General features: G+C 73.6%; 17 protein-coding genes. 9 read left to right on the forward strand and 8 right to left on the reverse strand.

Going from position 1 to position 21,809, the window contains the following annotated elements:
* Window positions 1–21: 21 nt before the first annotated feature.
* Window positions 22–990 (reverse strand): NAD(+) diphosphatase, encoded by a 969-nt coding sequence (nudC, locus tag EXU48_RS04795; RefSeq protein ID WP_133106432.1) that lies wholly within the window; start codon window positions 988–990, stop codon window positions 22–24.
* A 71-nt stretch (window positions 991–1,061) separates the two neighbouring features.
* On the opposite strand from nudC, the gene EXU48_RS04800 reads away from it, so the two are divergent.
* Window positions 1,062–2,357 (forward strand): phosphotransferase, encoded by a 1,296-nt coding sequence (locus EXU48_RS04800; protein WP_235856833.1) that lies wholly within the window; start codon window positions 1,062–1,064, stop codon window positions 2,355–2,357.
* Window positions 2,358–2,394: 37 nt separating this feature from the next.
* Here the strand turns inward: EXU48_RS04800 and EXU48_RS04805 are convergent, their stop codons facing one another.
* The 3 genes from EXU48_RS04805 to EXU48_RS25285 form a co-directional block, all read right to left on the reverse strand.
* Window positions 2,395–5,688, reverse strand: a complete 3,294-nt coding sequence (locus EXU48_RS04805; RefSeq protein WP_235856834.1) for an ATP-dependent helicase — start codon at window positions 5,686–5,688, stop codon at window positions 2,395–2,397.
* Window positions 5,685–8,978 (reverse strand): UrvD/REP family ATP-dependent DNA helicase, encoded by a 3,294-nt coding sequence (locus EXU48_RS04810; protein WP_133106433.1) that lies wholly within the window; start codon window positions 8,976–8,978, stop codon window positions 5,685–5,687. The genes EXU48_RS04805 and EXU48_RS04810 overlap by 4 nt, the downstream gene beginning before the upstream one ends.
* Before the next feature lie 79 nt (window positions 8,979–9,057).
* On the reverse strand, window positions 9,058–9,828 hold the full coding sequence (locus EXU48_RS25285) for a DUF3152 domain-containing protein (RefSeq protein ID WP_133106434.1): 771 nt from the start codon (window positions 9,826–9,828) through the stop codon (window positions 9,058–9,060).
* A 155-nt stretch (window positions 9,829–9,983) separates the two neighbouring features.
* On the opposite strand from EXU48_RS25285, the gene EXU48_RS04820 reads away from it, so the two are divergent.
* The 3 genes from EXU48_RS04820 (at window position 9,984) to EXU48_RS04830 (ending at window position 12,968) form a co-directional block, all read left to right on the forward strand.
* The gene (locus tag EXU48_RS04820) at window positions 9,984–10,226 is read left to right on the forward strand and encodes a DUF3107 domain-containing protein (protein ID WP_133106435.1); all 243 of its coding nucleotides are present in this window, start codon (window positions 9,984–9,986) and stop codon (window positions 10,224–10,226) included.
* A 19-nt stretch (window positions 10,227–10,245) separates the two neighbouring features.
* Window positions 10,246–11,070 carry a thioesterase family protein gene (locus tag EXU48_RS04825; protein WP_133106436.1) on the forward strand — a complete coding sequence of 275 codons (825 nt, stop codon included), beginning with the start codon at window positions 10,246–10,248 and terminating at the stop codon, window positions 11,068–11,070.
* Window positions 11,071–11,294: 224 nt separating this feature from the next.
* Complete coding sequence (locus EXU48_RS04830) at window positions 11,295–12,968, forward strand: DEAD/DEAH box helicase (RefSeq protein ID WP_133106437.1); 1,674 nt, start codon at window positions 11,295–11,297, stop codon at window positions 12,966–12,968.
* A 161-nt stretch (window positions 12,969–13,129) separates the two neighbouring features.
* On the opposite strand, the gene EXU48_RS04835 is transcribed toward EXU48_RS04830, so the two are convergent.
* Complete coding sequence (locus tag EXU48_RS04835) at window positions 13,130–13,747, reverse strand: MarC family protein (protein ID WP_133106438.1); 618 nt, start codon at window positions 13,745–13,747, stop codon at window positions 13,130–13,132.
* Entirely contained in the window at window positions 13,744–14,586 is an 843-nt protein-coding gene (locus EXU48_RS04840) for a PHP domain-containing protein (RefSeq protein ID WP_133106439.1), read from the reverse strand. Before EXU48_RS04840 ends, EXU48_RS04835 begins: the two co-directional genes overlap by 4 nt.
* An 83-nt stretch (window positions 14,587–14,669) precedes the next feature.
* Between EXU48_RS04840 and EXU48_RS04845 the strand changes: the two genes are divergently transcribed.
* Window positions 14,670–16,172: an aminopeptidase P family protein gene (locus EXU48_RS04845; protein WP_407938711.1), complete on the forward strand. Its 1,503-nt coding sequence runs from the start codon at window positions 14,670–14,672 to the stop codon at window positions 16,170–16,172.
* Complete coding sequence (locus tag EXU48_RS04850; protein WP_133106441.1) at window positions 16,169–17,617, forward strand: DUF2079 domain-containing protein; 1,449 nt, start codon at window positions 16,169–16,171, stop codon at window positions 17,615–17,617. The genes EXU48_RS04845 and EXU48_RS04850 overlap by 4 nt, the downstream gene beginning before the upstream one ends.
* A 56-nt stretch (window positions 17,618–17,673) precedes the next feature.
* Here EXU48_RS04850 and EXU48_RS04855 read toward each other — a convergent pair whose 3' ends face one another.
* On the reverse strand, window positions 17,674–18,177 hold the full coding sequence (locus tag EXU48_RS04855) for a general stress protein (protein ID WP_133106442.1): 504 nt from the start codon (window positions 18,175–18,177) through the stop codon (window positions 17,674–17,676).
* Window positions 18,178–18,252: 75 nt separating this feature from the next.
* Here EXU48_RS04855 and EXU48_RS04860 point away from each other — a divergent pair, with 75 nt between their 5' ends.
* From EXU48_RS04860 to EXU48_RS04870, 3 genes are all read left to right on the forward strand, one after another.
* The gene (locus EXU48_RS04860) at window positions 18,253–19,533 is read left to right on the forward strand and encodes a magnesium transporter MgtE N-terminal domain-containing protein (protein WP_133106443.1); all 1,281 of its coding nucleotides are present in this window, start codon (window positions 18,253–18,255) and stop codon (window positions 19,531–19,533) included.
* Entirely contained in the window at window positions 19,526–20,038 is a 513-nt protein-coding gene (locus tag EXU48_RS04865; RefSeq protein ID WP_133106444.1) for a DUF1003 domain-containing protein, read from the forward strand. Before EXU48_RS04860 ends, EXU48_RS04865 begins: the two co-directional genes overlap by 8 nt.
* Window positions 20,039–20,101: 63 nt before the next feature.
* Window positions 20,102–21,286 carry an Mrp/NBP35 family ATP-binding protein gene (locus tag EXU48_RS04870; RefSeq protein WP_133106445.1) on the forward strand — a complete coding sequence of 395 codons (1,185 nt, stop codon included), beginning with the start codon at window positions 20,102–20,104 and terminating at the stop codon, window positions 21,284–21,286.
* A 47-nt stretch (window positions 21,287–21,333) separates the two neighbouring features.
* On the opposite strand, the gene EXU48_RS04875 is transcribed toward EXU48_RS04870, so the two are convergent.
* Window positions 21,334–21,801, reverse strand: coding sequence for a twin-arginine translocase TatA/TatE family subunit (locus EXU48_RS04875; RefSeq protein ID WP_235856835.1), 468 nt, complete (start codon window positions 21,799–21,801; stop codon window positions 21,334–21,336).
* Window positions 21,802–21,809 lie beyond the last annotated feature (8 nt).

Consider the following 21,809-nt stretch of genomic DNA (forward strand, 5'->3'; position numbering starts at 1 on the left):
CCTGCGGTCTGGCGCCGGGACTCAGGCCCAGCGCCGGCCGGCCCGGGCCTCGGGCAACGGTTCGCCGTACCACTCCTCGATCAGGCTCCGCGCGATCGACGTCGGACGCGGGAGCCGGATCGCGCCCGTGGTCCACGCCTCCCGCAGCTCGTCGGCGGAGTAGAACCGCGCCTCGGTGATCTCCTCGCCGTCCGGACGGACGTCGGTGCCCGTCGCTCGACCGGCGAAACCGACCATCAGCGAGGCCGGGAACGGCCACGGCTGACTCGCCCGGTAGGTCACCTCACCGACGACCACGTTCGTCTCCTCGAACACCTCCCGGCGCACCGCCGCCTCCAGCGACTCCCCCGGCTCGACGAAGCCGGCCGGCACGGAGAACTGACCCTCGGGCCATTGCGGGGCGTGCCCGAGCAGGATCCGACCCGCCTCGTCGGAGATCGCCATGATCACGGCGGCGTCGGTGCGCGGGTAGTGCAGCGACTCGTCGGCCGGGCAGCGGCGCACCCAGCCGCCGTCGATCACCTCGGTCGGTGTGCCACACCTGGGGCAGTGCGTGTGGGTGCGGTGCCAGTTGGCCAGGGCGAGCGCCCCGACTGCTAGCCCGGCGTCCCGGTCGCCGAGCTGCCAGCCGATGTCCCGGAGAACGGCGTAGGACGGTGGCGGGGACACGGTCGACCCCTGCGGGTCGTCGGTTCGGCGGTCCAGGTCGCCGGCGGCCGGGCGCGGTCCCGCACCGAGTACCTGGGCCAGGTAGGCGGCGTCCTCGTCGCGCCCGAGGTAGAGGAGGCCGGCTCCGGGCACCCGGTCCGACGGCGGCACGAACGCCAGCGCTGCGTCGTCGCTCCCGGCGGTGGCGACCCGGTCGCCGTCGATGGTCAGCACGCGCGTCGAGGGCTCGGCGAGCAGGTCGTCGAGCAGGCCCGGGCGGACCCGCGCGTGCCCGTCCCGATCGACGCTGGCGCGGGCGAGGGGCAGGTGATCGGAGTGCACCCGTTCACCGTAGATCAGACGCGCCGATGCGGCGCACCCTGCTCGGCGGGCCGGTCGCCTACCGTGGGGTTGTGTCCGATTCGAATCCCTCCCGGTCCCCCCTCGCCCTCGCCGCGCTGGCGACCGTCGCCCTGCCGGGGCTCGACGTGGTCGCCACCCGGCCGCCGCGCACCCCTGGAGCGGACTTCGACGTGGTGGGCGTGATGGACGCCACCGGTTCGCGGTGGATCGTCCGTTCCCCGCGGGACGCCGCCGCCGGGGCTGCGCTCGAGGGCGAGGTCGCGCTGCTGGAGGCGCTCGGGCGGGCCAGCGACGACGGTCTGCTGACGTTCGAGGTGCCCGAGCCGGCCGGTTTCGCCCCGCTCCCCGAGGGTGGCCGCGCGATGGTGTATCCGGAACTGCGCGGCAAGCCGCTGCCGATCGAGCGGCTCGCGGCCGGCCCCGGCCTGGCCGCCCAGGTCGGCCGGGCCATCGCAAGCCTGCACGAGCTGCCGGAATCGGTGGTCGCCGATGCCGGCCTGCCCACCTACGACGCGGACGCCTACCGGGCCCGCCGCCTCGCCGAGGTGGACGAGGCCGCCGCCACCGGGCACATCCCGGCGGGACTGCTGCGCCGGTGGGAGCACGCCCTCGAGGACGTCACGCTCTGGCGGTTCCGGGCCACCCCGGTGCACGGGGACCTCGCGGCCGAGCATGTTCTGGTCGACGACGACGACGTGGTCGCGATCCTCGACTGGTCCGACGCCCGCGTCGCCGATCCCGCGGACGATCTGGCCTGGCTGCTGGCCGCCGCACCGGAGGAGTCCCTGGACGCCATCCTCGAGGCCTACGCCTTGGCCCGGACGGAACGGGCCGACGAGCATCTGGCCGCGCGCGCGCTGCTCGCGAGCGAGCTGGCGGTGGCCCGCTGGTTGATGCACGGCGTGCGCCACCGCGACGGAGCGATCATCGACGACGCCGTCCAGATGCTGCGGGAGCTCGACGAGGAGGTGGCCGACCTGGCGCCGATCGGCTACGCCGAACCCGTGGTTGCGGACGTCACACCGCTCGGTGACGACGACGCGGCGGACGGGTGGGATGAGGACGAGCCGGACGGGTGGGACGAGGCGGCCGACGACGACGAGGACGACGAGGACGCGGAAGAGGAGCATCCCGACCACGCCGACGGCGATCTCGAGTGGTCGTCCGCCGCGGTGGTGGCGCCGTCACACCGGGCGGGCGAACTGACCGGTGACGACTCCGACACGGCCGAGCACCCCGTGGTCGCGGACTCGGGCGAGTTCCAGGTGCCCGACTACCGGCGCGGCCGGCCACGGCGCGGGTTCGACGACACACCGACCGCTGAGTTCCCGCCGCAGGCGCCCTGACCCGGGCGCATGCGGAGTTGACTCACACGCAGTGGACTCACCAGAGCGTGTCGGCCACGATCTCCACCTGCGGACGACGGGCCCGGTCCGAGCGGTCGACCCGGGCCCGCGGCCGCGCGGACAGCACGGTCTCCGGGCCGACCTGGGCGAGCACCTCCTCGACCTCCCACTCGGAGAGATCCGCGCCGCCGACCGTGACGGACTCGGCGACGTAGTGGAAGGACGCCCGGACCCGACCCAGGGGTACGTCGTGCAGCCGTGACCAGGCGATCCGGTAGAGCGCCAGCTGCAGTTGCCGAGCCCGCAGTGCCTCGGGCGAGCGGGGCGCGGTCCCGGTCTTCCAGTCGACGATGTGGACCCCGCCGTCGGTCTCGCCGAATACCGCGTCGATCCGGCAACGGATCGTGATCCCCGCGACCGGGGTCTCGATGTCGACCTCCACGGCGAGCGGGGTCCGCGTGGCCCACGGGGAGCCGAGGAACGCCTGCTGCAGGTCCGCGAGCGCGCGGTCCGCCGCGCCCGGCTCGTCGTCGGCGCCGGGAAGGGCGTCCATCTCGATCAGGGAGCTCGCCCCGAAGTACTGCTCCACCCACGCGTGGAACCGGGTGCCTCGCCGTGCGGCAACCGAGGGCTGGTGCGGGATCGGGCGCCGACGATTGCGGATGAACTCCTCGGCGTCGGCCGCGAGGGAGACCACGGCCGACGCGGACAGGTGTTCGGGCGGGGGGACCTGGGTGTGCCCGGCGGCCTCCCGCTCGGCGAGCAGCAGACGGGCGTCACGCCACCAGCCGGCACCGGAGGTGGTCACCGGCGCGTCGGGGCCGTCGGACGAGACGGCGTCCGCGTCCGCCCAGATCTGCTCCCAGCGGTCGGCGATCACGGCGCCGGTCTCCTGCTCCCGGGGCCAGTAGCCCTGCGCCTGCGCTCCCGTACCAGGATTCGACTCGTACGCCGACGCGGCCGGCCACTCACCGTCGGTCTCGACGAGACCGGCGCGGACGAGTTCGAGCAGGAAGACCGACGGCGCCGTGGGGGTCTTGCGGTCGGCGGTCCAGAAAGACCCGCTCAGCATCAGGGTTCGCTTGGCCCGGGTGAGGGCGACGTAGGCGAGGCGGCGCTCCTCGGCGAGGAGCCGCTCACCCTCGGCCTCCTTGAACTCGGCGACCGCGAGATCCATCTCCTTGTGCGTGGTCGGGCCCTCGATGTCCAGCTCGGGGAGCCAGTCGGTGTCCCCGCGCAGCTCGTAGGGCAGGCTCGCGACGGCCGTCAGCCAGCCGTTCCGGGACGGGATGGACGGGAAGCTGCCCTCGTTCAGGCCGGCGACCACGACCGTGTCCCACTCCAGACCCTTGGCCGCGTGCACGGTCATGATCTGGATCGCGGTGGGATCCGGTTCCGCCTCGATCACCTCGAGGCCGCGCTCCTCGTCCTCGGCGACGTCGAGGTACGTCAGGAACGCGCCGAGGGTCGGGGAGTCCGAGTCACCGGCGAACGAGGCCGCGGCCGACGTGAACGCGTCGAGGTGGCGGCGGGCGTGGCCGACGCTGCCCGGGACGGACGCGAGGACCTCGATGTCCAGGTCCAGGATCGTCTCGGCGGCCGTGACCAGTTCGGGCATCGACAGGTAGGTGAGGGACCGGATCTGACGGATCTGGCCGGAGAGCCGGGCGAGCCGCCGGCGCGCCCCGTCGCTGAGGCTCCGACCATCGGCGGTGCGCCACGAGGGAGGTGGCAGGACGTCCACGGCCTCCACGAGGGAGGCCTGCTCGGCTGCCTCGAGGACCACCGGTACCTCGTCGGCATCGTCGTCGGAGCGGGCCACCCACGTGCTCGCCTGCGACCGCGCCCACCGCGACAGCGCGTACAGATCGGCAGCCCCGACGTTCACCGACCCACCGGTGAGCAGTCGCATCATCGCGTCCCCGCGGGACGGGTCGTGCGCGACCTGCAGGGCCGCACGGATGTCCGACACCTCGGGCGTGGACAGCAGCCCGGCCAGACCGACCACCTGGCAGGGCAGCCCGGCTGCGCGCAGCGCCGCCTCGATCACGGGGAACTGGGCGCGCTTGCGGCACAGCACGGCCGCGCTGGCCTGCTCGGGATGCCAGGTGTCGGCGAGCAGGTCGGCGATCCGCGCGGCCTCCTCCGGTGCGGTCTCACAGAACGCGGCCACCGCACGGCCGGGACCGGCGCCGGGCCGGGCCCGCAGTTCGCGCACAGCCCCGCCGACGGAGGCGAGTTCCCGTAGCGGTCCGGCCGTGCGGTTGGCGGCAGTGAGGATGGCGACGTCGTTGCGCCACGCGGTGCTCAGGTGCGCGATCCGGGCCGGCTCCCCGGCGCCGTCGCTGAAGGCGGCCGGGAACGCGAACAGCGTCCCGGCCGCGGCGCCGCGCCACCCGTAGATCGCCTGGTTCGGGTCGCCCACGGCGGTCACCGGGTGCCCCCCGGCGAACAGCGCCCGCAACATCTGCACCTGCGCGATGGAGGTGTCCTGGTACTCGTCCAGGAGCACCACGCGGTACCGGGACCGTTCCGCCTCGCCGACCTCCGGGACGCTCGCGGCGATGGTGGCGGCCAGGCGCACCTGGTCGCCGAAGTCGACGACGCCGTCCCGCTGCTTGCGCTGGGCGAATGCTCCCACGAGGTCCATCAGCTGGCCGCGGGTGCCCAGCGATCCGATCACCTTGAGGACCTGGGCCATCGGTGCCCGGTTCCGGCCGGTCGCCTCCTTGTCCGCGAGCGCGCCGGCGATCCGGTCGATCGCGGCCGCGGCCTCCCCGGGTTCGAGACCGTGCTCGCTGAGTTCGGCGGACAGCGCCGCGACCGCGTCGATGATGGTGGTCGGAGCGAGGCCGGTCTCGATGTCCCCGCTCCATGCGGTCACGATCTGCTCGGCGAGCTGGTAGCGGCCGGCGTCGCCGATCAGGGTCGCATCGGGGTCCACACCGATCCGCAGGGCGTGATCGCGCACGATCGCGGATGCGTAGGAGTTGTAGGTCGCGATCCGCGGCCGGTCCTCCACGGCGTCGCCGCCGTTCACCCCCACCCGGGCCAGCGCGCGCAGCCGCACCCGGATCCGGCCGGAGAGTTCCGCGGCCGCCTTCCTCGTGAAGGTCAGGCCGAGGATTTCCCCGGGCGCCACGAGTCCGTTCGCGACCAGGTGGACGACCCGCGCCGCCATCGTCTCGGTCTTGCCCGAGCCGGCCCCGGCCACGACGAGCATCGGCTCCAGCGGTGCCTCGATGACCTCGGTCTGCTCCGCGGTCGGCGGCGGCTGTCCGAGCGCCTCCGCGATCCGCGCAGCGGTCCAGGTGTGGGTCTGCCCGGTCACGGGGTCGCCTCCGTGGTGGCGCCGCCGAGGGGACCGGTGACCCGAGCCCCTTCCGGCTGCGCCGGGCAGGAGGTCCGCACCGCGCAGGTCCGGCACAGCGGGCCGGGCTGCGCGACGAAGCCGGCGCCGGCCATGGTCTCGGCCGCCCCGGCGAGCATCTCGGTGGCCCAGCCCGGGTCGGGATCCTCACGCAGCGGCGTCTGGTCCCGGGTCACCGCCCCGGACTTCGCGCCGGTGCCCACGTAGAGGAGCGCGGCGCCCGCACCGCGCTGCCCGTCACGGTCACCGAACGCGCCCTGCTCGACGGCCACCTGGTAGCTACCGAGTTGCGGGTTGCGGGCGGCGTCGGCGGCACTGATCGCGGTGCTGCCGGTCTTGAGGTCGACGATCCGCACCCCGGCGTCGGTGTGCTCGACCCGGTCCACCCGGCCCCGGAGGGCGACCCGGCCCAGGTCCGCGGCGAACTCGACCTCGGTCTCCACCGGTCCCGGGTGCGCTGCCTGGTAGCCGGCCAGCTTGCGGACCATCTCCTCCGCCCGGCCCCGGTCCCGGCGGCCGACCCAGCCGTCCCCCAGGTCCAGCTCGTGCCAGCGCGCGTCAAGTTCGGCGAGCAACTCGGCCTCGGTTCCGTGCGGCGCCGCCGCGGCGATCTCGTGGACGAGGTTGCCGAGGCTCTGCGATGCACTGTCCCCCCGGCGCCCGCCCGAGGTGGTCAGTGCCCAGCGCAACGGACAGGCTGCGACGGTCTCGACGGTGGAGGGGGTGACGGTGACCGGGATGCCCTCGCGCCAGAGCGGCTCGGCGGACGTCGGTGCGGTCAGCGCCGGCCAGGTGGCCGGGTCCGCGCCGGGCACGCGGTGTCCGGCCAGATGGGTGAGGACCGCGGCCGCCTCGGACGCTCGGGCCACCTCGTCGGCGCTCACGCGCGCCCCACCGAGCACCGGGCGCACCGCCGCCCGGAGCTCGCCCACCAGGCCCCGCAGGTCCAGTGGGCTGGGCACCCCCCGGACGGCCGCGGACTCGGCGCCGTCCGGGGCAAGTGCCTCGAAGAACGCCGAGGGCCGGGCATCGGTGTCCAGGACCGCGGTGACCAGCAGGCACCGGCGGGCCCGTGAGCACGCCATCACGAACGTGCGCAGCTCCCCCTCGTAGACCTCGCGGCGTGCGCGTCGGTGCCGATCCGCGGCGATGGCACCCCCGCTGCCCCCGTCACCGTCGGCCGAGAGGTCCACGTGCCGAGCGGTGGCGATGTCGGCGAGGTCGGCGGCACCGAGGAGGGTGTCCCGGATGCGCAGGTCCGGCCAGGTGTCCTCCTGCACCCCGGCCACGACCACGACGTCCCACTCCGCACCGGCCGCGCTCGCCGGGGTGTGCACCGCCACCGACTCACCGAGCTCACCGCGGGCGGCGAGGGTATCGGCCGGGAAGTCCTGGGCGGCCAGATGGTGCAGGAAACCCGCGGGTGTGGATCGGGCGGTGCGGTCCACGAACTGCTCGGCCGCACGGAACAGCGCCATGACGGCGTCCAGGTCCGCGTCCGCACGGTCGGCGGCCGCGCCGCCGGTGAGGGCGCGCTGCTGCCAGGTCGCGGCCAGGCCCGCAGTGTCCCAGAGGGCCCAGATCACCGTCTCGACGCTGGACTCGGGGGCGGCCAGGGCCGCCCGTCCGGCGGCCAGCACGTCGGCCACCCGCTGCGGTCCGAGCCGGTGCCGGGTCGGCAGGCTCGCCGCGATCCCGGGCTCGGCGAGTGCCGCGGCCAGTAGATCGTCGGAGTGCCGGTCGCCGCCGTCGACCCGTTCGGCCTGGCGCAGCGCCCGTCGTAGGGACCGCAACGACACCGGGTCCAGCCCACCGAGCGGGGACAGCAGCAGTTCCGTGCCGGCCACCGGATCGACGGCCCCGGCGAGCACGCACTCGAGAGCGATCAGCAGCGGCCGGACCGCGGGTTCGTCCCGCAGTGGCCGGTCCGGAGCCGCCATCGCGAGCGGGACCCCGGCGGTGCGCAGACCGCGCCGGATCGTCCCGATGTCCGAGCCCGAGCGCACGATCACCGCCATCTCGGCCCACGGCACCGCGTCGTGCAGATGCCGCTCCCGCAGTTCCCGGGCGATGAAGGCGACCTCCTGGGCCTGGCTCGCGAGCACCGCCGTACGCACCTGGCCGTCAGCAGGTCCCGCGGCGGCGCCGGCGCGCCGGCGCCGGGTCTCCTGCATCGTCGGCAGCGACGCGGTCAGCGTCGAGATCGCCCCGCGCAGCGGCTGCGGATGGCGCCAGACCGAGCCGAGGACATGCTCCGTGGCGCCCCACAGGCCCGGCGCCTCCGGGCCGGAGCCCGGTCCGCTCCGGGGCGGCGGCAGGGTCGCCGAATGCAGCAACGCCGGCACGCCACCACGGAATCCCTGGACCCCGATGTCCGGGTCGCCGAACAACGCGAGGCGAGTGCCGTCGTCGGCCATCGCGTCCAGGAGCCGGGCCGTGGCCATCGTGGCGTCCTGGTAGTCGTCGTGGACCACGAGCTCCCAGCGCGGGCGGGGCACCCCGGGCACCTCACGCTCCCAGGACCGCAGTGCGCCGACGGCCTCGTCGACGATGGTCGCGGCGTCGAAACGGGCGCCGCGGTCCGGTGTCAGCTCACCGAGGGAGGTGACCTCGGTGTACTCGGTGAGCAACTGGCCCGCGGCCAGCCACTCCGGTCGGCCGTGACGCCGACCCCACTCCGCCAGGCCCGGACCGTCGAGGCCTGCCTCGGCGGCGCGCATCAGCAGGTCGCGCAGTTCGTCACGGAAGGCCCGCAGCGCCCGGGTCTGGGGCCCGACGGCGTTCGGCCAGTCGATGTGGGCGCCCTCGCCCTCGAGGTGGCCGGCCAGGAGCTCGGCGAGCACCTGGTCCTGCTCGGGTCCCGTGATCAGTGTCGGCGCGGCCTGACCCCGGTGACTCGCCCGCAGCCGGAGGATCGCGAACGCCACCGACGCGGGGGTCCGGACCAGGGCCGTGCCTGTGGTCCGCCGGAGCCTGCGCGCCACCTCGTCGCGGAGCACCGCCGCGCGTTGGCGGGTCGGCACCAGGAACAGGTGCGAGGGCTGGTTGCGCCCGGCGGACCGGGCCCCGGCCGGAACAGCGAAGGCGTCCACGAACACGGCCAGGGCCGTCTGCGTCTTCCCGGACCCCGGCGCGCCGTGCACCACGTGGTGTCCGCCGGCGCCGATGGCCCGCCGCACCGACTCCTGTGCGGGGTCCAGCGAGCCCGCCGGATCCCACGCAGCAGGCGGGTGACGGGGTGCCGAACTCATGCGGGCATCACATCACGTGGAGCCGACACCCGGGCGGTTCCCACCCCACCGAGGCGGGACGCCAGCGGGTGGTGGACCGTCACGGATTCGGCCAGGGGTTCGGCAGGCAGCCCCCCAGGCTCATGCTCTGCTGCACCATGACGGGCGCGGGAGCGCCGGCCGCCGGGCACTGGGCATGCTGGTGCCCGAGCAGGTGACCCACCTCGTGCGTCACCAGGTACTGGCGGTAGGACGTCACGTCCCCGCCACCCTCCAGGAACGGGTCGGCGCCGTTCGCCCAGCGTTGCGCGTTCAGCGCCGCGTGTCCGTTGCGGCCACAGGAGTAGAGGGAGACCGTGCGCAGCGGGACGCACAGCTGGTCGATGCGGGTCGGCGAGGCCAGGACCACCCGCAGGTCCGCGTTGCCGTCGGTGCGCGCGAAGCTGATCGCTCCCCCGGCGCCCCAGCCGCGCGGGTCGTTGAGGACCTCCAGCACGAATTGAGCGAACGCCGCGCCGTCCACGGGCAGGCCGGCCTCGACCTCCACCCGGACCTGGAGCACCTCCGGGGCGTCGGGGACCGGCGCGGCCACCACGCCCGGGATGACCAGCAGCTCCCCGCCCAGGGTGGTGGGCACCGCCCGGTCGAGCACGCCGGCCCGGGCATCCGCCAGCTCCTCCGGGCTCGGCGCCGGCACCGGCGTCGGCGGCGCCGGGCCGATGACCGCCTCCGGCCGGACCGGGTCGGCCGGACCGGACTTGGCCAGCCGCTCCGACGGGGGCCATCGATCCGAGAGCACGGTCGGCGCGATCACAAGGCCCGCGAGCAACCCCACGAGGAGGGCAGCGATCAACCAGGCCCGGGCACGCATGGGTCCATGGTGTCATCGACCGGGACATAGACTCGAACCCGCAGCCGCACGCCGGAGGCGGACCACCGCCCGACGCACCGGCCCGCATCCGAACGGCGCACGCGCCGGACCCCGCCGACCTGGCGGACGGCCGCCTGAGACTCGAGGAGAGCACCATGGAGATCACCATCGGCATCAAGAACGTCGCCCGCGAGCTGAGCCTGGAGGTCAGCGAGGACGGGGATGCCGTGGTCGCGGCGATCAACGCAGCCATCGCCAAGGCGGCCGACGGCGAGAACGGCGGGGTGCTCGACCTCACCGACACCAAGGGCCGGCGCGTGGTGGTCCCCGTGGCCGCACTCGGCTACGTGGAGATCGGCGCCGACGAGCCGCGCCGGGTCGGATTCGGCACGCTCTGATCGGGGCGCCCGGTCCCCGATGACCAGACGGCCCGCCTACTTCGAACCCGTCGGCACCGACCGCTACCTCCCGACCGAACACGCCGGTGGCGCCTGGCGCGACGACGAGATCCACTTCAGCCCGCTCGGCGGGCTGATCACGCACGCGATCGACCAGCACCGCGCAGGCCGGCACGACCCGGACCAGCACCCGGACCAGCACCCGGACCAGCACGATGACGGCAAGCACCTCGGCCGGATCAGCTTCGACATCCTGGGGCGGCTCGGCACGGACGAGTGCGGGATCCGGGTCGAGACGATCCGGCCGGGCCGGACCATCGAACTCGTCGAGGCCACCGCGAGCATCGGCGGGAGAGCGGCCGTGCTGGCCCGGGCCTGGTTCGTCGCGTCCGGCGACACCGCGACGGTGGCCGGCGGGCAGCCGGCACCCCTGCCGGCGCCGGACCAGGCGGCCCGTCATCCGATGACGCAGCACTGGGGTGGTGGCTTCGTGACCTCCCTGGACGTGCGGGCGACGGCACCGGCCCAACCGGGCCGCACCACCGCCTGGGTGCGCACCGGCACGGACCTGGTGGCGGGTGAGCGGGTCAGCCCGCACGCCGGCTTCATCGCCCTCGTCGACACCGCGAACGGCATCGCCGTGCGCCAGTCGCCGGCCAGGTGGATGTTCCCGAACCTCGACCTGACCCTCCACCTGCACCGGGTTCCATCCGGTGAGTGGACCGGGCTCGACACCACCGTGACGTTCGGACAAGAGGGCCTGGGGCTGACCAGCACCGTCCTGCACGACGCCTCCGGCCCCGTCGGTCGAGCGGAGCAACTCCTGACCGTGCGGCAGCTCTGAGGCACGTGCCGGGCCCCAGCACGGCGGCCGGCCGGCTGGCGCTAGACTGGTGCCGTACACGGTTGCCCGGTCGCCACTTCACTGGTAGATCACGCGGTACACGTCGGCCCCGGCCGGCAACGAATCCTTCGCGATCGGCTGCCACGACCAGGCGTCCTTCCTCTCCCCCACGCCGCGTGGGGCGGATCCGAGCGAGCGGCGCCGCCAACCGAAGGCATCCTCAGTTGAACGATCACGACACCACAGCTCCCGACCTGCTCGATCCGATCGCCCCCACCGCCGAGCCGGCCGACCCCGCGGAGGCCCTCGACGACGTCGTCGGCGAGACCGTCGACGCCCCGGCCATCGACCCGCACGCGGAGGTCGCCAAGACGTTCGCCGACTTCGGCGTGGACGCCGCGATCGCGGAGGCGCTCTCCGACGTCGGGATCACGCACCCGTTCCCGATCCAGGCGCTCACCCTCCCGGTGGCCCTGCAGGGTCGCGACATCATCGGTCAGGCCAAGACCGGCACCGGCAAGACCCTCGGCTTCGGCATCCCGCTGCTGCAGGGTGTGGCCGGGCCCGGCGAGGACGGCTGGGACGCCGTCCGCGAGCAGGGCAAGCCCCAGGCGCTCGTGATCGTGCCGACCCGTGAGCTCGCGGTCCAGGTCGCCGGCGACCTGGCCACCGCCTCCCGCAAGCGGTCCGTGCGCGTGCTGCAGGTCTACGGCGGCCGCGCCTACGAGCCCCAGATCGACGCGCTCACGAAGGGCGTCGAGGTCGTCGTCGGCACCCCGGGCCGGATGATCGACCTGCTCAAGCAGGGCTACCTCGACCTCGGCCACGTGCGCACCGTGGTCCTCGACGAGGCCGACGAGATGCTCGACCTCGGCTTCCTCCCGGACGTGGAGACCCTCCTCTCCCGCACCCCGGCGAACCGCCACACGATGCTGTTCTCGGCCACCATGCCCGGCCCGGTCATCGCGATGGCCCGCCGTTACATGAGCCGTCCGACGCACATCCGCGCGCACGACCCCAACGACGACGGCGCCACCCTGAAGGCGATCAAGCAGGTGGTCTACCGCGCCCACGCCCTCGACAAGATCGAGATGCTGGCCCGCATCCTGCAGGCCAAGGAACGCGGCCTGACCATCGTGTTCACGCGCACCAAGCGGACCGCCGCGAAGGTCGCCGACGATCTGAACGACCGCAACTTCGCCGCCGCCGCGATCCACGGCGACCTCGGCCAGGGCGCACGTGAGCAGGCCCTGCGGGCCTTCCGCAACGGCAAGGTGGACGTGCTGGTGGCCACGGACGTGGCGGCCCGCGGGATCGACATCGACGACGTCACGCACGTCGTCAACTACCAGTGCCCCGAGGACGAGAAGACCTACCTGCACCGCACCGGGCGCACCGGCCGCGCCGGCAACACCGGCACCGCGGTCACGTTCGTGGACTGGGACGACGTCCCGCGCTGGGGCCTCATCGACCGCGCCCTGGAACTGGGCATCGGGGAGCCGCCGGAGACCTACTCCTCCTCGCCGCACCTGTACAGCGACCTGGAGATCCCCGAGGGTGTCAAGGGCCGGCTGCCCCGGTCCGAGCAGACCCGCGCCGGCCTGGCCGCCGAGGCCGTCGAGGATCTCGGCGAGACCGGCAAGCGGACCGGGTCGGGCGAGCGCTCCGGTCGGGGCCGCGAGGCCAAGCACGACGGCGGCCGGCCGCCCCGGGAGCGTCGCCGCCGCCGGGAGGACGGTCCGGCACGCCAGGGCGACGGCGGACCGTCGGGTTCGCCGAGCCCGTCCGGTTCGTCCGGGGCCGCCGCCGGGGACGGCCCGTCACCGGCTCGCAAGCGTCGCCGCCGCCGTACCCGCGGCGGTCAGCCCACCACTCAGTCCGCGCCGACCGCGGAGTGAGGGCGGCCTGAGCATCGTCCACAGCAAGCGCGCTGAGATAGGACCTGACACGTCGACCTCGACCGTCCCGACGTCCTAGCTCAGCACGGCAGGTCCTAGGTCACCGCACGGTGTGCGGGGGCCCGGCGGAAGCGCGCGCGGCGCCCGCCGCGGCCGGCGCCTCAGGCCGCCTCGATGAACGCCTGGATGGCGTCCGCGATGAGCTGCACGGCGATCGCCGCGAGCAGCAGGCCGGCGATCCGGGTGACCAGGAGGGTGCCGCCGTCGCCGAGGACCCGGTGGATGATCCCGGCGAACCGCATCGCCAGGAACAGGGACAGGTGCACCGCCACGATCGCGAGCAGGATCGCGACCCAGTCCGCGACGCTGCCGTCCGAGCCCTGCACGGCGAGCATCGAGGCCACGATCGCCCCCGGCCCGGCCAGCAGCGGCGTACCCAGCGGCACCAGGGCGACGTTGACCTTGCCGGAGGCCTGTGGTTCCTCGGTCTTGCCGGTGAGCAGGTCCATCGCCACCAGCAGCAGGAGCAGTCCACCCGAGGCCTGCAGGGCGGGTACCGAGATGTGCAGGAAGTTCAGGATCCCCTGACCGAACAGGACGAACGCGAGGATCACCCCGAACGCCACGAGCACCGCCTGGCGGGCCGCCCGGGCGCGCTGCTTCGCGGTCATCGTGGACGTGAGGGCGAGGAACACCGGCACCGTGCCGGGTGGGTCCATGATCACGAACAGGGTCAGGAACGTGGTCAGGAAGAGGGTGCCGTCCAGGACCGCGCTCACGGCCGGACCACCGGCATCCGCCCCTGCTCCTCGATCCGGGCCAGCACCTGCGGGTCGGTCGTGTGCTCGCCGAGCCGGTTCGGCTTGCCGGCGCCGTGGTAGTCGCTCGAGCCGGTCACGAACAGGCCGAGCTCATCGGCGAGCGCGAGCAGTTCGGCGACGGCGGCCGGGGCGTGGTCGCGGTGGTGCACCTCGAGCCCGGCGAGGCCGGCCCCGGCCATCTCCCGGATCACGTCGTCGCCGACCACGCGCCCGCGCAGGACCGCGCGGGGGTGCGCGAACACGGGCACGCCACCGGCGCCGCGGACGAGACCGACCGCGGCGACGGCGTCGGGCGCGTGATAACGGACGTAGTACGGCCCCGCGGGCGACAGGACGCGCTCGAACGCGGCGGAGCGGTCCGTCAGGTATCCCTTCGCCACCAGGGCATCGGCGATGTGCGGGCGCCCGATGGTGGTCCCCGGCTGTGCCTGCGCCTGCACGTCCGCCCAAGTGAGCTCGTAGTCCACGGCGAGGCGGGTGACCATGTCCTGGGCGCGGGTGTCGCGCGAACCCCGGGACGCCAGCAGCTGCGCGACAAGCGCCGGGTCGTCGGGGTCGTGCAGATAGCTGAGCAGGTGCACGCTCATCCGGCCGGCCCGGGCGGAGATCTCCGTGCCGCGGACCAGGGCCACCCCGGTGGCGGGGACGGCGTCGGCGGCCTCGGCCCAGCCGGCGGTCGTGTCGTGGTCGGTGAGGGCCACCACGTCCAGGCCGGCCGCCGCGGCGTCGCGCATCAGAGTGGCCGGCGCGTCGGTGCCGTCGGACACGCGTGAGTGCGTGTGCAGATCGATGCGCATGGGACCCCAGACTAGGTCCTCGGCGACCCTGAATCCCACCACGTGAGACGCGCACGGGCGGGCAGCAATGAGACGATGAGCACATGATGTCCGAGCCGACCCCCGAGACCACCCCCACCGCCAGCGAACAGGACCTCACCGACCGAGGCTCGAACCGCTCCCAGCGACCCCAGTCCCAGGCGTTCCGGGAGTTCGTGGCCGCCGACTGGGCGCCGCGGGCCGAGCCGGACGTGGCCCGGGACCCGGTGGCCGATCACGCCGCCCGCCGCCGGGAGTCGATCTCGGCCACGTTCGCCGGCGACCGGCTCGTGGTGCCGGCCGGCGGCCTGAAGGTGCGCTCGAACGACACCGACTACCGGTTCCGTCCGCACTCGGCGTTCGCACACCTGACCGGCCTCGGCTCCGACGAGGAGCCGGACGCGGTCCTGGTGTTGCACCCCGAGGACTCCGGACACGAGGCGGTGCTGTACTTCCGCCCGCTCGCCGCGCGGGACACCGAGGAGTTCTACGCCGACGCCCGCTATGGCGAGTTCTGGGTCGGAGCGCGCCCCACCCTGGCCGAGCTCGAGACCCGCACCGGGCTGCGCTGCGCCCACATCGACGAACTCCGTGACGCCCTCGCCAAGGACGCCGGCCAGGTCCGTCTCCGGGTGGTACCCGGCTCGGATGCTGCGGTCGAGGCACTGGTGGAGGAGATCCGCGGCGAGGCGACCGAGGAGGCCGACGACGCCCTGGCCGAGGCGCTCTCCGAGCTGCGGCTGGTCAAGGACCCCTGGGAGGTCGAGCAGCTGCGCGCGGCGGTGGCCGCCTCCGTCGAGGGGTTCGCCGACATCGTCCGGGCGCTGCCGGACGCGGTGGCCCACCGGCGCGGTGAGCGCGTCATCGAGGGGGTGTTCGGGGCGAAGGCCCGCGAGGAGGGCAACGGGATCGGGTACGACACGATCGCCGCGGCCGGGGACCACGCCACCACGCTGCACTGGATCCGCAACGACGGTGCCGTGCGCGCCGGTGAACTGGTGCTCGTCGACGCCGGCGTGGAGGTGGACTCGCTGTACACCGCGGACGTCACCCGCACCCTGCCGGTCGACGGCACGTTCACCGACATCCAGCGCACCATCTACACGGCGGTGCTGGACGCCGCGGACGCCGCGTTCGCCGTCGCCCGTCCGGGCCTGAAGTTCCGGGACCTGCACACCGCCGCCCTCGAGGTCCTCGCGGACCGGCTCGAACGGTGGGGCCTGCTCCCGGTCGAGGCCGCGGTCGCGATCACCCCGGAGGGGCAGCAGCACCGCCGGTGGATGCCGCACGGCACCAGCCACCACCTCGGCCTGGACGTGCACGACTGTGCGCAGGCCCGGCGGGAGATGTACCTGGACGCCGAGCTCGTCCCGGGCATGGTCTTCACGATCGAGCCCGGCCTGTACTTCAAGGCGGACGATCTGGCGATCCCGCCGGAGTACCGGGGCATCGGCGTGCGGATCGAGGACGACGTCCTGGTCACGGCCGACGGCGTGGAGAACCTCTCCGCCGCACTGCCCCGCCGTCCGGAGGACGTCGAGGCCTGGATGGCGTCCCTGGCCCGGTGAGCACCGCCGTCACCGGGGCCGACGAACGTCCGGTCCACGGCGCCGCGGGCGCCGCCGCCTATCGCCCGCCCCGGCGCGCGCACCTGCTGATGGCGAGCACCGCCGTCGGGCTGGTCACGACGCTCCTGTACACCGTGTTCTCCTGGCGGCAGTGGGCGCGGTTCCAGGTGCCGTCCTGGGACCTGGGCATCTTCACCCAGATCCTGCGGGCCTACTCCGAGGGCCGGGCCCCGGTGGTGCCGATCAAGGGCGAGGGCTTCATGATCCTCGGCGACCACTTCCACCCGCTGCTGGTGGTCCTGGCGCCGGTGTACGCGGCGTTCCCGTCCGGCCTGACCCTGCTCGCGGCGCAGGCGGTGCTGGTCGGGATCTCGGCCGTGGTCGTGACCTGGTGCGCGGTCCGGCACCTCGGGCGGCTGCCCGGGACCACTCTGGGGCTCGCCTACGGGCTGTCCTGGGGGCTGCAGTCCGCGGTCGCGTCGCAGTTCCACGAGGTGGCCCTGGCGCTGCCGTTCCTGGCGCTGTCCCTGGCCGCGCTGGTCCGCCGGGACCACCGGGCCGCGGCGCTGTGGGCGCTGCCGATGGTGCTGATCAAGGAGGACCTCGGGCTCACGGTGGCCGCGATCGGCGTGGTCATCGTGATCCGCGGCTCCCGCCGGCTCGGCGCCGCCCTCGCGGTGGGTGGCGTGGCCGCGTTCGTGATCACCACGAGGGTGGTCCTGCCCGCCCTCAACCCGGACGGCGTCTGGGACTACGCGGACGACTCGATCGTCTCGGTGCTGTTCACCGATCCCGGCGCAGCCCTCAACGGGCTGTTCACCGGCGTCGGCCACAAGGCCGCCCTGGTGCTGCTGGTGTTCGGGGTCACCGGGTTCCTGGCGCTGCGCTCACCGCTGGCGCTGATCACGTTGCCGACGTTCGCGTGGCGGCTGACCTCGGACGTGCCGTTCCACTGGAGCGCCGACTGGCACTACTCGGCGGTGCTGATGCCGATCGTCTTCCTCGCGGTGGTCGACACGTTCGTGACGGCGCGCGGGGCGCGGCGGTTCGCGGCCCCGGTGGGCATCGGGGCCCTGATCCTGGCGCTCGTGATCACCGTGTGGTTCCCCTTGTGGAAGTTGACCGAACCGGAGACCTACGCGCCGTCCCACCAGGATGCGGCGGCCCGCCAGGTGCTCGAGCTCATCGGCGACGGGGCGGTGGTGGACACCGACATCACGATGATGGCCTATCTCGCCCCCCGGGCCGACGTCTACTGGGTCGGCAACGAGGGCAACCCGGTCCCGGACTACGTGGTGGTCAACCGGCAGTCCGGGATCTACGGCGGGAACCCGCCGTCGGACGTCGTCGAGTACGCCACCTCGAAGTTTCCCGGGGAGACGTTCGTGGAGGTGCTCGACTCCGACGGATTCCTTGTGGCCGAGCACGTGCCGCAGGCCAACTGACCCGGTCTCACGTGGACCCGTGGTGAGCGGTGCGGCGGTCCGCCGAGCGGCGGGCCTCAGCGACCGAGCGGGTCCTGCTGCGGCGGGAGTTCCTGCAGGAGCGCCCGGGCCTGGTGGGCGGTCTCGGCGAGGCAGAGGACCGCGAACTTGCTGGCCACCACCTGAGAGGAGGAGGTGAAGTCGCGCCGGCCGCCGGTGAACGCGTAGGACACCACCGCGAACAGCATCCCGAAGCCGGCACCGATGAGCAGCGCCGGCACGATCGTGGTCAGCAGCGATCCGGTGCCGAACAGCGAGAGCAGCAGGCCGACGAACAGACCGAAGTACGCACCGGAGGCCGCACCCTGCAGCGCCACCGACGGGTACGTGCGCCGGCCGGTGATCCGCTCGACCATCTTCAGGTCGGTGCCGACGATGGTCACCGCCTTCACCCCGAACTCCTTGTCGGCGAGGAAATCGACCGCGCGCTGCGCCTCGAGGTAGGTGTCGTAGCTGGCGATCTCGTCGCCACGCGGCTGGATCCCCCCACGCGGGTCGGTCGGCGTTCCCATGGATGGCATGGGGACATTCTCCCCCGTCGGTGTCGCGGCTGTCACCTCGGGCCCCCATAGGGTCGCTGGCATAGGCTGACGGCCGTGAGCAATGCGACGAGCCGGGTGTACGTGGCCCGCCTGGCCGGGACCGGCGTCTTCGACCCGCTCGGGGACCGGGTGGGCCGGGTCCATGACGTCGTGGTGCTGCTCCGGGTCAAACTGCCACCGCGGGCGGTCGGCCTGGTGGTGGAGGTCCCGGGCCGACGGCGGGTGTTCCTGCCGCTCTCACGCGTCACCTCGATCGACCAGGGTGCCGTGATCACGACCGGCCTGGTGAACATCCGGCGGTTCGAGCAGCGCGCGGCGGAGACCCTGGTCGTGAGCCAGCTGTTCGACCGACACGTCACGATGCTCGACGGCTCCGGGCAGGTGGCCATCGAGGATGCGGCCATCGAGCAGCAGCGCAACCGGGACTGGCTGGTCACGAAGCTGTTCGTGCGCCGACGGGCTCCCTCCAAGGGCGGACTGTTCCGCCGCGGCGAGTCGATGGTCATCGACGTCGGCGCCGTACAGGGGCTCGCCCCGACGGAGTCGCAGCAGGGCGCCACCGCCCTGTTGGCGACGATGGAGGACCTCAAGCCGGCCGACCTCGCGGACGTGCTGCACGACCTACCGGACCGGCGCCGGCTCGAGGTCGCCGCGGCGCTGCCGGACGAGCGCCTGGCCGACGTCCTGGAGGAGCTCGGCGACGACGACCGGGTTTCGATCGTCTCCGCCCTGACCGCGGACCGCGCCGCCGACGTGCTCGATGCGATGCAGCCCGATGACGCCGCCGACCTGATCTCCGAGCTGCCCACCCAGCAGGCGTCCGAGCTGCTCGAGCTGATGGAGCCCGAGGAGGCCGAGGACGTCCGCCGCCTGCTCGTCTACGCCGACCACAGCGCGGGTGGTCTGATGACCACGGAACCGATCATCCTGCCGCCGGAGGCCACCGTGGCGACGGCCCTGGCGCACGCGAGGCGCGAGGACGTCACCCCGGCCCTGGCCGCGATGGTGTTCGTGGTCCGCCCCCCGCTGGAGACCCCGACCGGGCGGCTGCTCGGCGTGGCGCACCTGCAACGGATGCTGCGCGAGCCCCCGCACGAGGCGATCGGGACGTTCCTGGACAAGGACATCGAGCCGGTCAGCCCGCACGCCGGCATCGGGTCGCTGACCCGGCTGCTGGCCACCTACAACCTCACGGCGCTGCCGGTGGTCGACGAGGAGCGGCGACTCCTGGGCGCGGTGAGCGTCGACGACGTGCTCGACCACCTGCTGCCGGAGGACTGGCGCGAGGCCGACGACGACGTGACCGACCGGGCGATGGGGGGCGCTCATGGCTGACGACGACGGCCTGGCCGTCCCGCTCTCGGCGCGGCGTCGCTGGCTGCCCCGGCGCACCGAACGGGACAAGGACACGTTCGGGAAGGTCGCCGAGGGGATCGCCACGTTCATGGGCACCCCGCGGTTCCTGCTGTACATGACGGTCTTCTGCTTCGCGTGGCTGGCCTGGAACACCCTCGCCCCCGAGCACCTGCAGTTCGACCCGCGGGCCCTGAACTTCACGCTGCTCACCCTGATGCTCTCGCTGCAGGCGTCCTACTCCGCCCCGCTGATCCTGCTCGCCCAGGACCGGCAGGCGGACCGGGACCGGGTCTCGGCCGAGCAGGACCGCCGCCGGGCCGAGCGCAACCTGGCCGACACCGAGTACCTGGCTCGCGAGATGGCGGCGCTGCGGATGGCGCTGAACGACGTGGCCACCCGGGACTTCGTCCGCGGTGAACTGCGCTCCTTGCTGGAGGAGATCCAGGCTGAGCGGGCCGAGGAGCCCGCCGAGGACGCGGGCTGAGAGACCCCTCACACCCCTCCCGCCGGGGGCCGGAGGCGGTTGCGACGGGCTTAGACTCGACGCATGTCAGCGTCACCCTCCCCGGCCCCGTCCACCAGTTCCTCCGCCGCTGCGGCACCTTCCGAGGAACGGGTCCGTGAAGCCCTGACGACCGTCCTCGACCCGGAGATCCGCCGGCCCATCACGGACCTCGACATGGTCCGTGGCGTCGGGATCGAGCCCGGGCACGACGGCGCGGCGGTGACCGTCGGTATCGCGCTGACCACCTCCGGGTGCCCGCTGCGGGACACGATCATCCGCGACGTCACCGCCGCCGTCGAGAAGGTCCCGGGCGTGGCCCGGGTGGTCGTGGACATGACGGTGATGACCGACGACGAGCGCACCGCCCTGCGGACGAAGCTGCGCGGCGGGGTCGCCGAACCGGTCATCCCGTTCTCCCAGCCGGACAACCTGACCCGCGTCTACGCCGTCGCCTCCGGCAAGGGCGGCGTCGGCAAGTCGACCGTGACCGCGAACCTGGCCGCCGCAATGGCCGCCGACGGCCTCAAGGTGGGCGTCCTGGACGCCGACGTGTACGGCTTCTCGATCCCCCGGATGCTGGGCGTGGAGCACCCGCCCACGAAGGTCGACGACATGATCCTGCCCCCGGTCGCCGGGGATGTGAAGGTCATCTCGATCGGCATGTTCACCCAGCCCGGGCGGCCCGTGGTGTGGCGCGGCCCGATGCTGCACCGGGCGTTGCAGCAGTTCCTCGCGGACGTGTTCTGGGGCGACCTGGACGTGCTCCTCCTGGACCTGCCACCGGGCACCGGCGACATCGCCATCTCCGTGGCCCAGCTGCTGCCGAACGCGGAGCTGCTCGTGGTCACCACCCCGCAGCTCGCGGCCGCCGAGGTCGCCGAGCGGGCCGGTTCGATGGCCCAGGCCACGTCGCAGAAGGTGGTCGGCGTGATCGAGAACATGTCCTGGCTCGTCCAGGACGACGGGTCCCGCCTGGAGATCTTCGGCTCCGGCGGTGGCCAGCGGGTGGCCGACGAGCTCGGCCGGACCCTCGAGACCGAGGTGCCGCTGCTCGGGCAGGTCCCGCTCGAGGTCTCGCTGCGTGAGGGCGGCGACAGTGGTGAGCCCTCGGTGCGGACCGCGACCGACTCCCCTGCCGCGGACGTGCTGCGGGACATCGCGCGCACCCTCGGTCACCGTTCCCGCGGCCTGGCCGGACGCAAACTGGCGATCTCGCCGGTCGGCTGAGCCCGGACGACCGGGAGCCAGGGTTCAGGCGGTCCGGACCGACGGCGTCAGGTGGCCTCGTCGTCGAACGGCGCGGCGGTCATGGTCGCACCGACCAGTTCGCCGCCCTCGTCGCCGTCCGCGACCGCTCCGGTGGCACCCGAGGCGCCGGCGACCGCCGCCGCTGTACCCGTGGCGGCTGCCGCCACCGTGCCGGCGGCCGTGGCGGCCACCTTCTCGGTGGACCGGGACGACTTCGGCTTCGCCGGGGAACTCGCGAACGGGGTGTCCTCGAGCAGGGCGTCCCGCACGATCCGGCGCGGGTCGTACTTGCGCGGGTCGAACTTGCTGAGGTCGATGTCGGCGGCGTCCGGGCCGAGCTCCTCCTTGACCATCTGGGTGGCGCCGGTCGCCATCTGCTTCAGCTGGCGCACGAGGCGGCCCAGCTGTTCGGCATAGGCCGGCAACCGCTCGGGGCCGATGACGACCGCAGCGATGACGATGAGGAGGAGGATCTCCTCGCCGTTGAGATTCACGATGCCAT

Source organism: Occultella glacieicola, from assembly GCF_004353825.1.
Classification (GTDB): Bacteria; Actinomycetota; Actinomycetes; order Actinomycetales; family Beutenbergiaceae; genus Occultella; species Occultella glacieicola.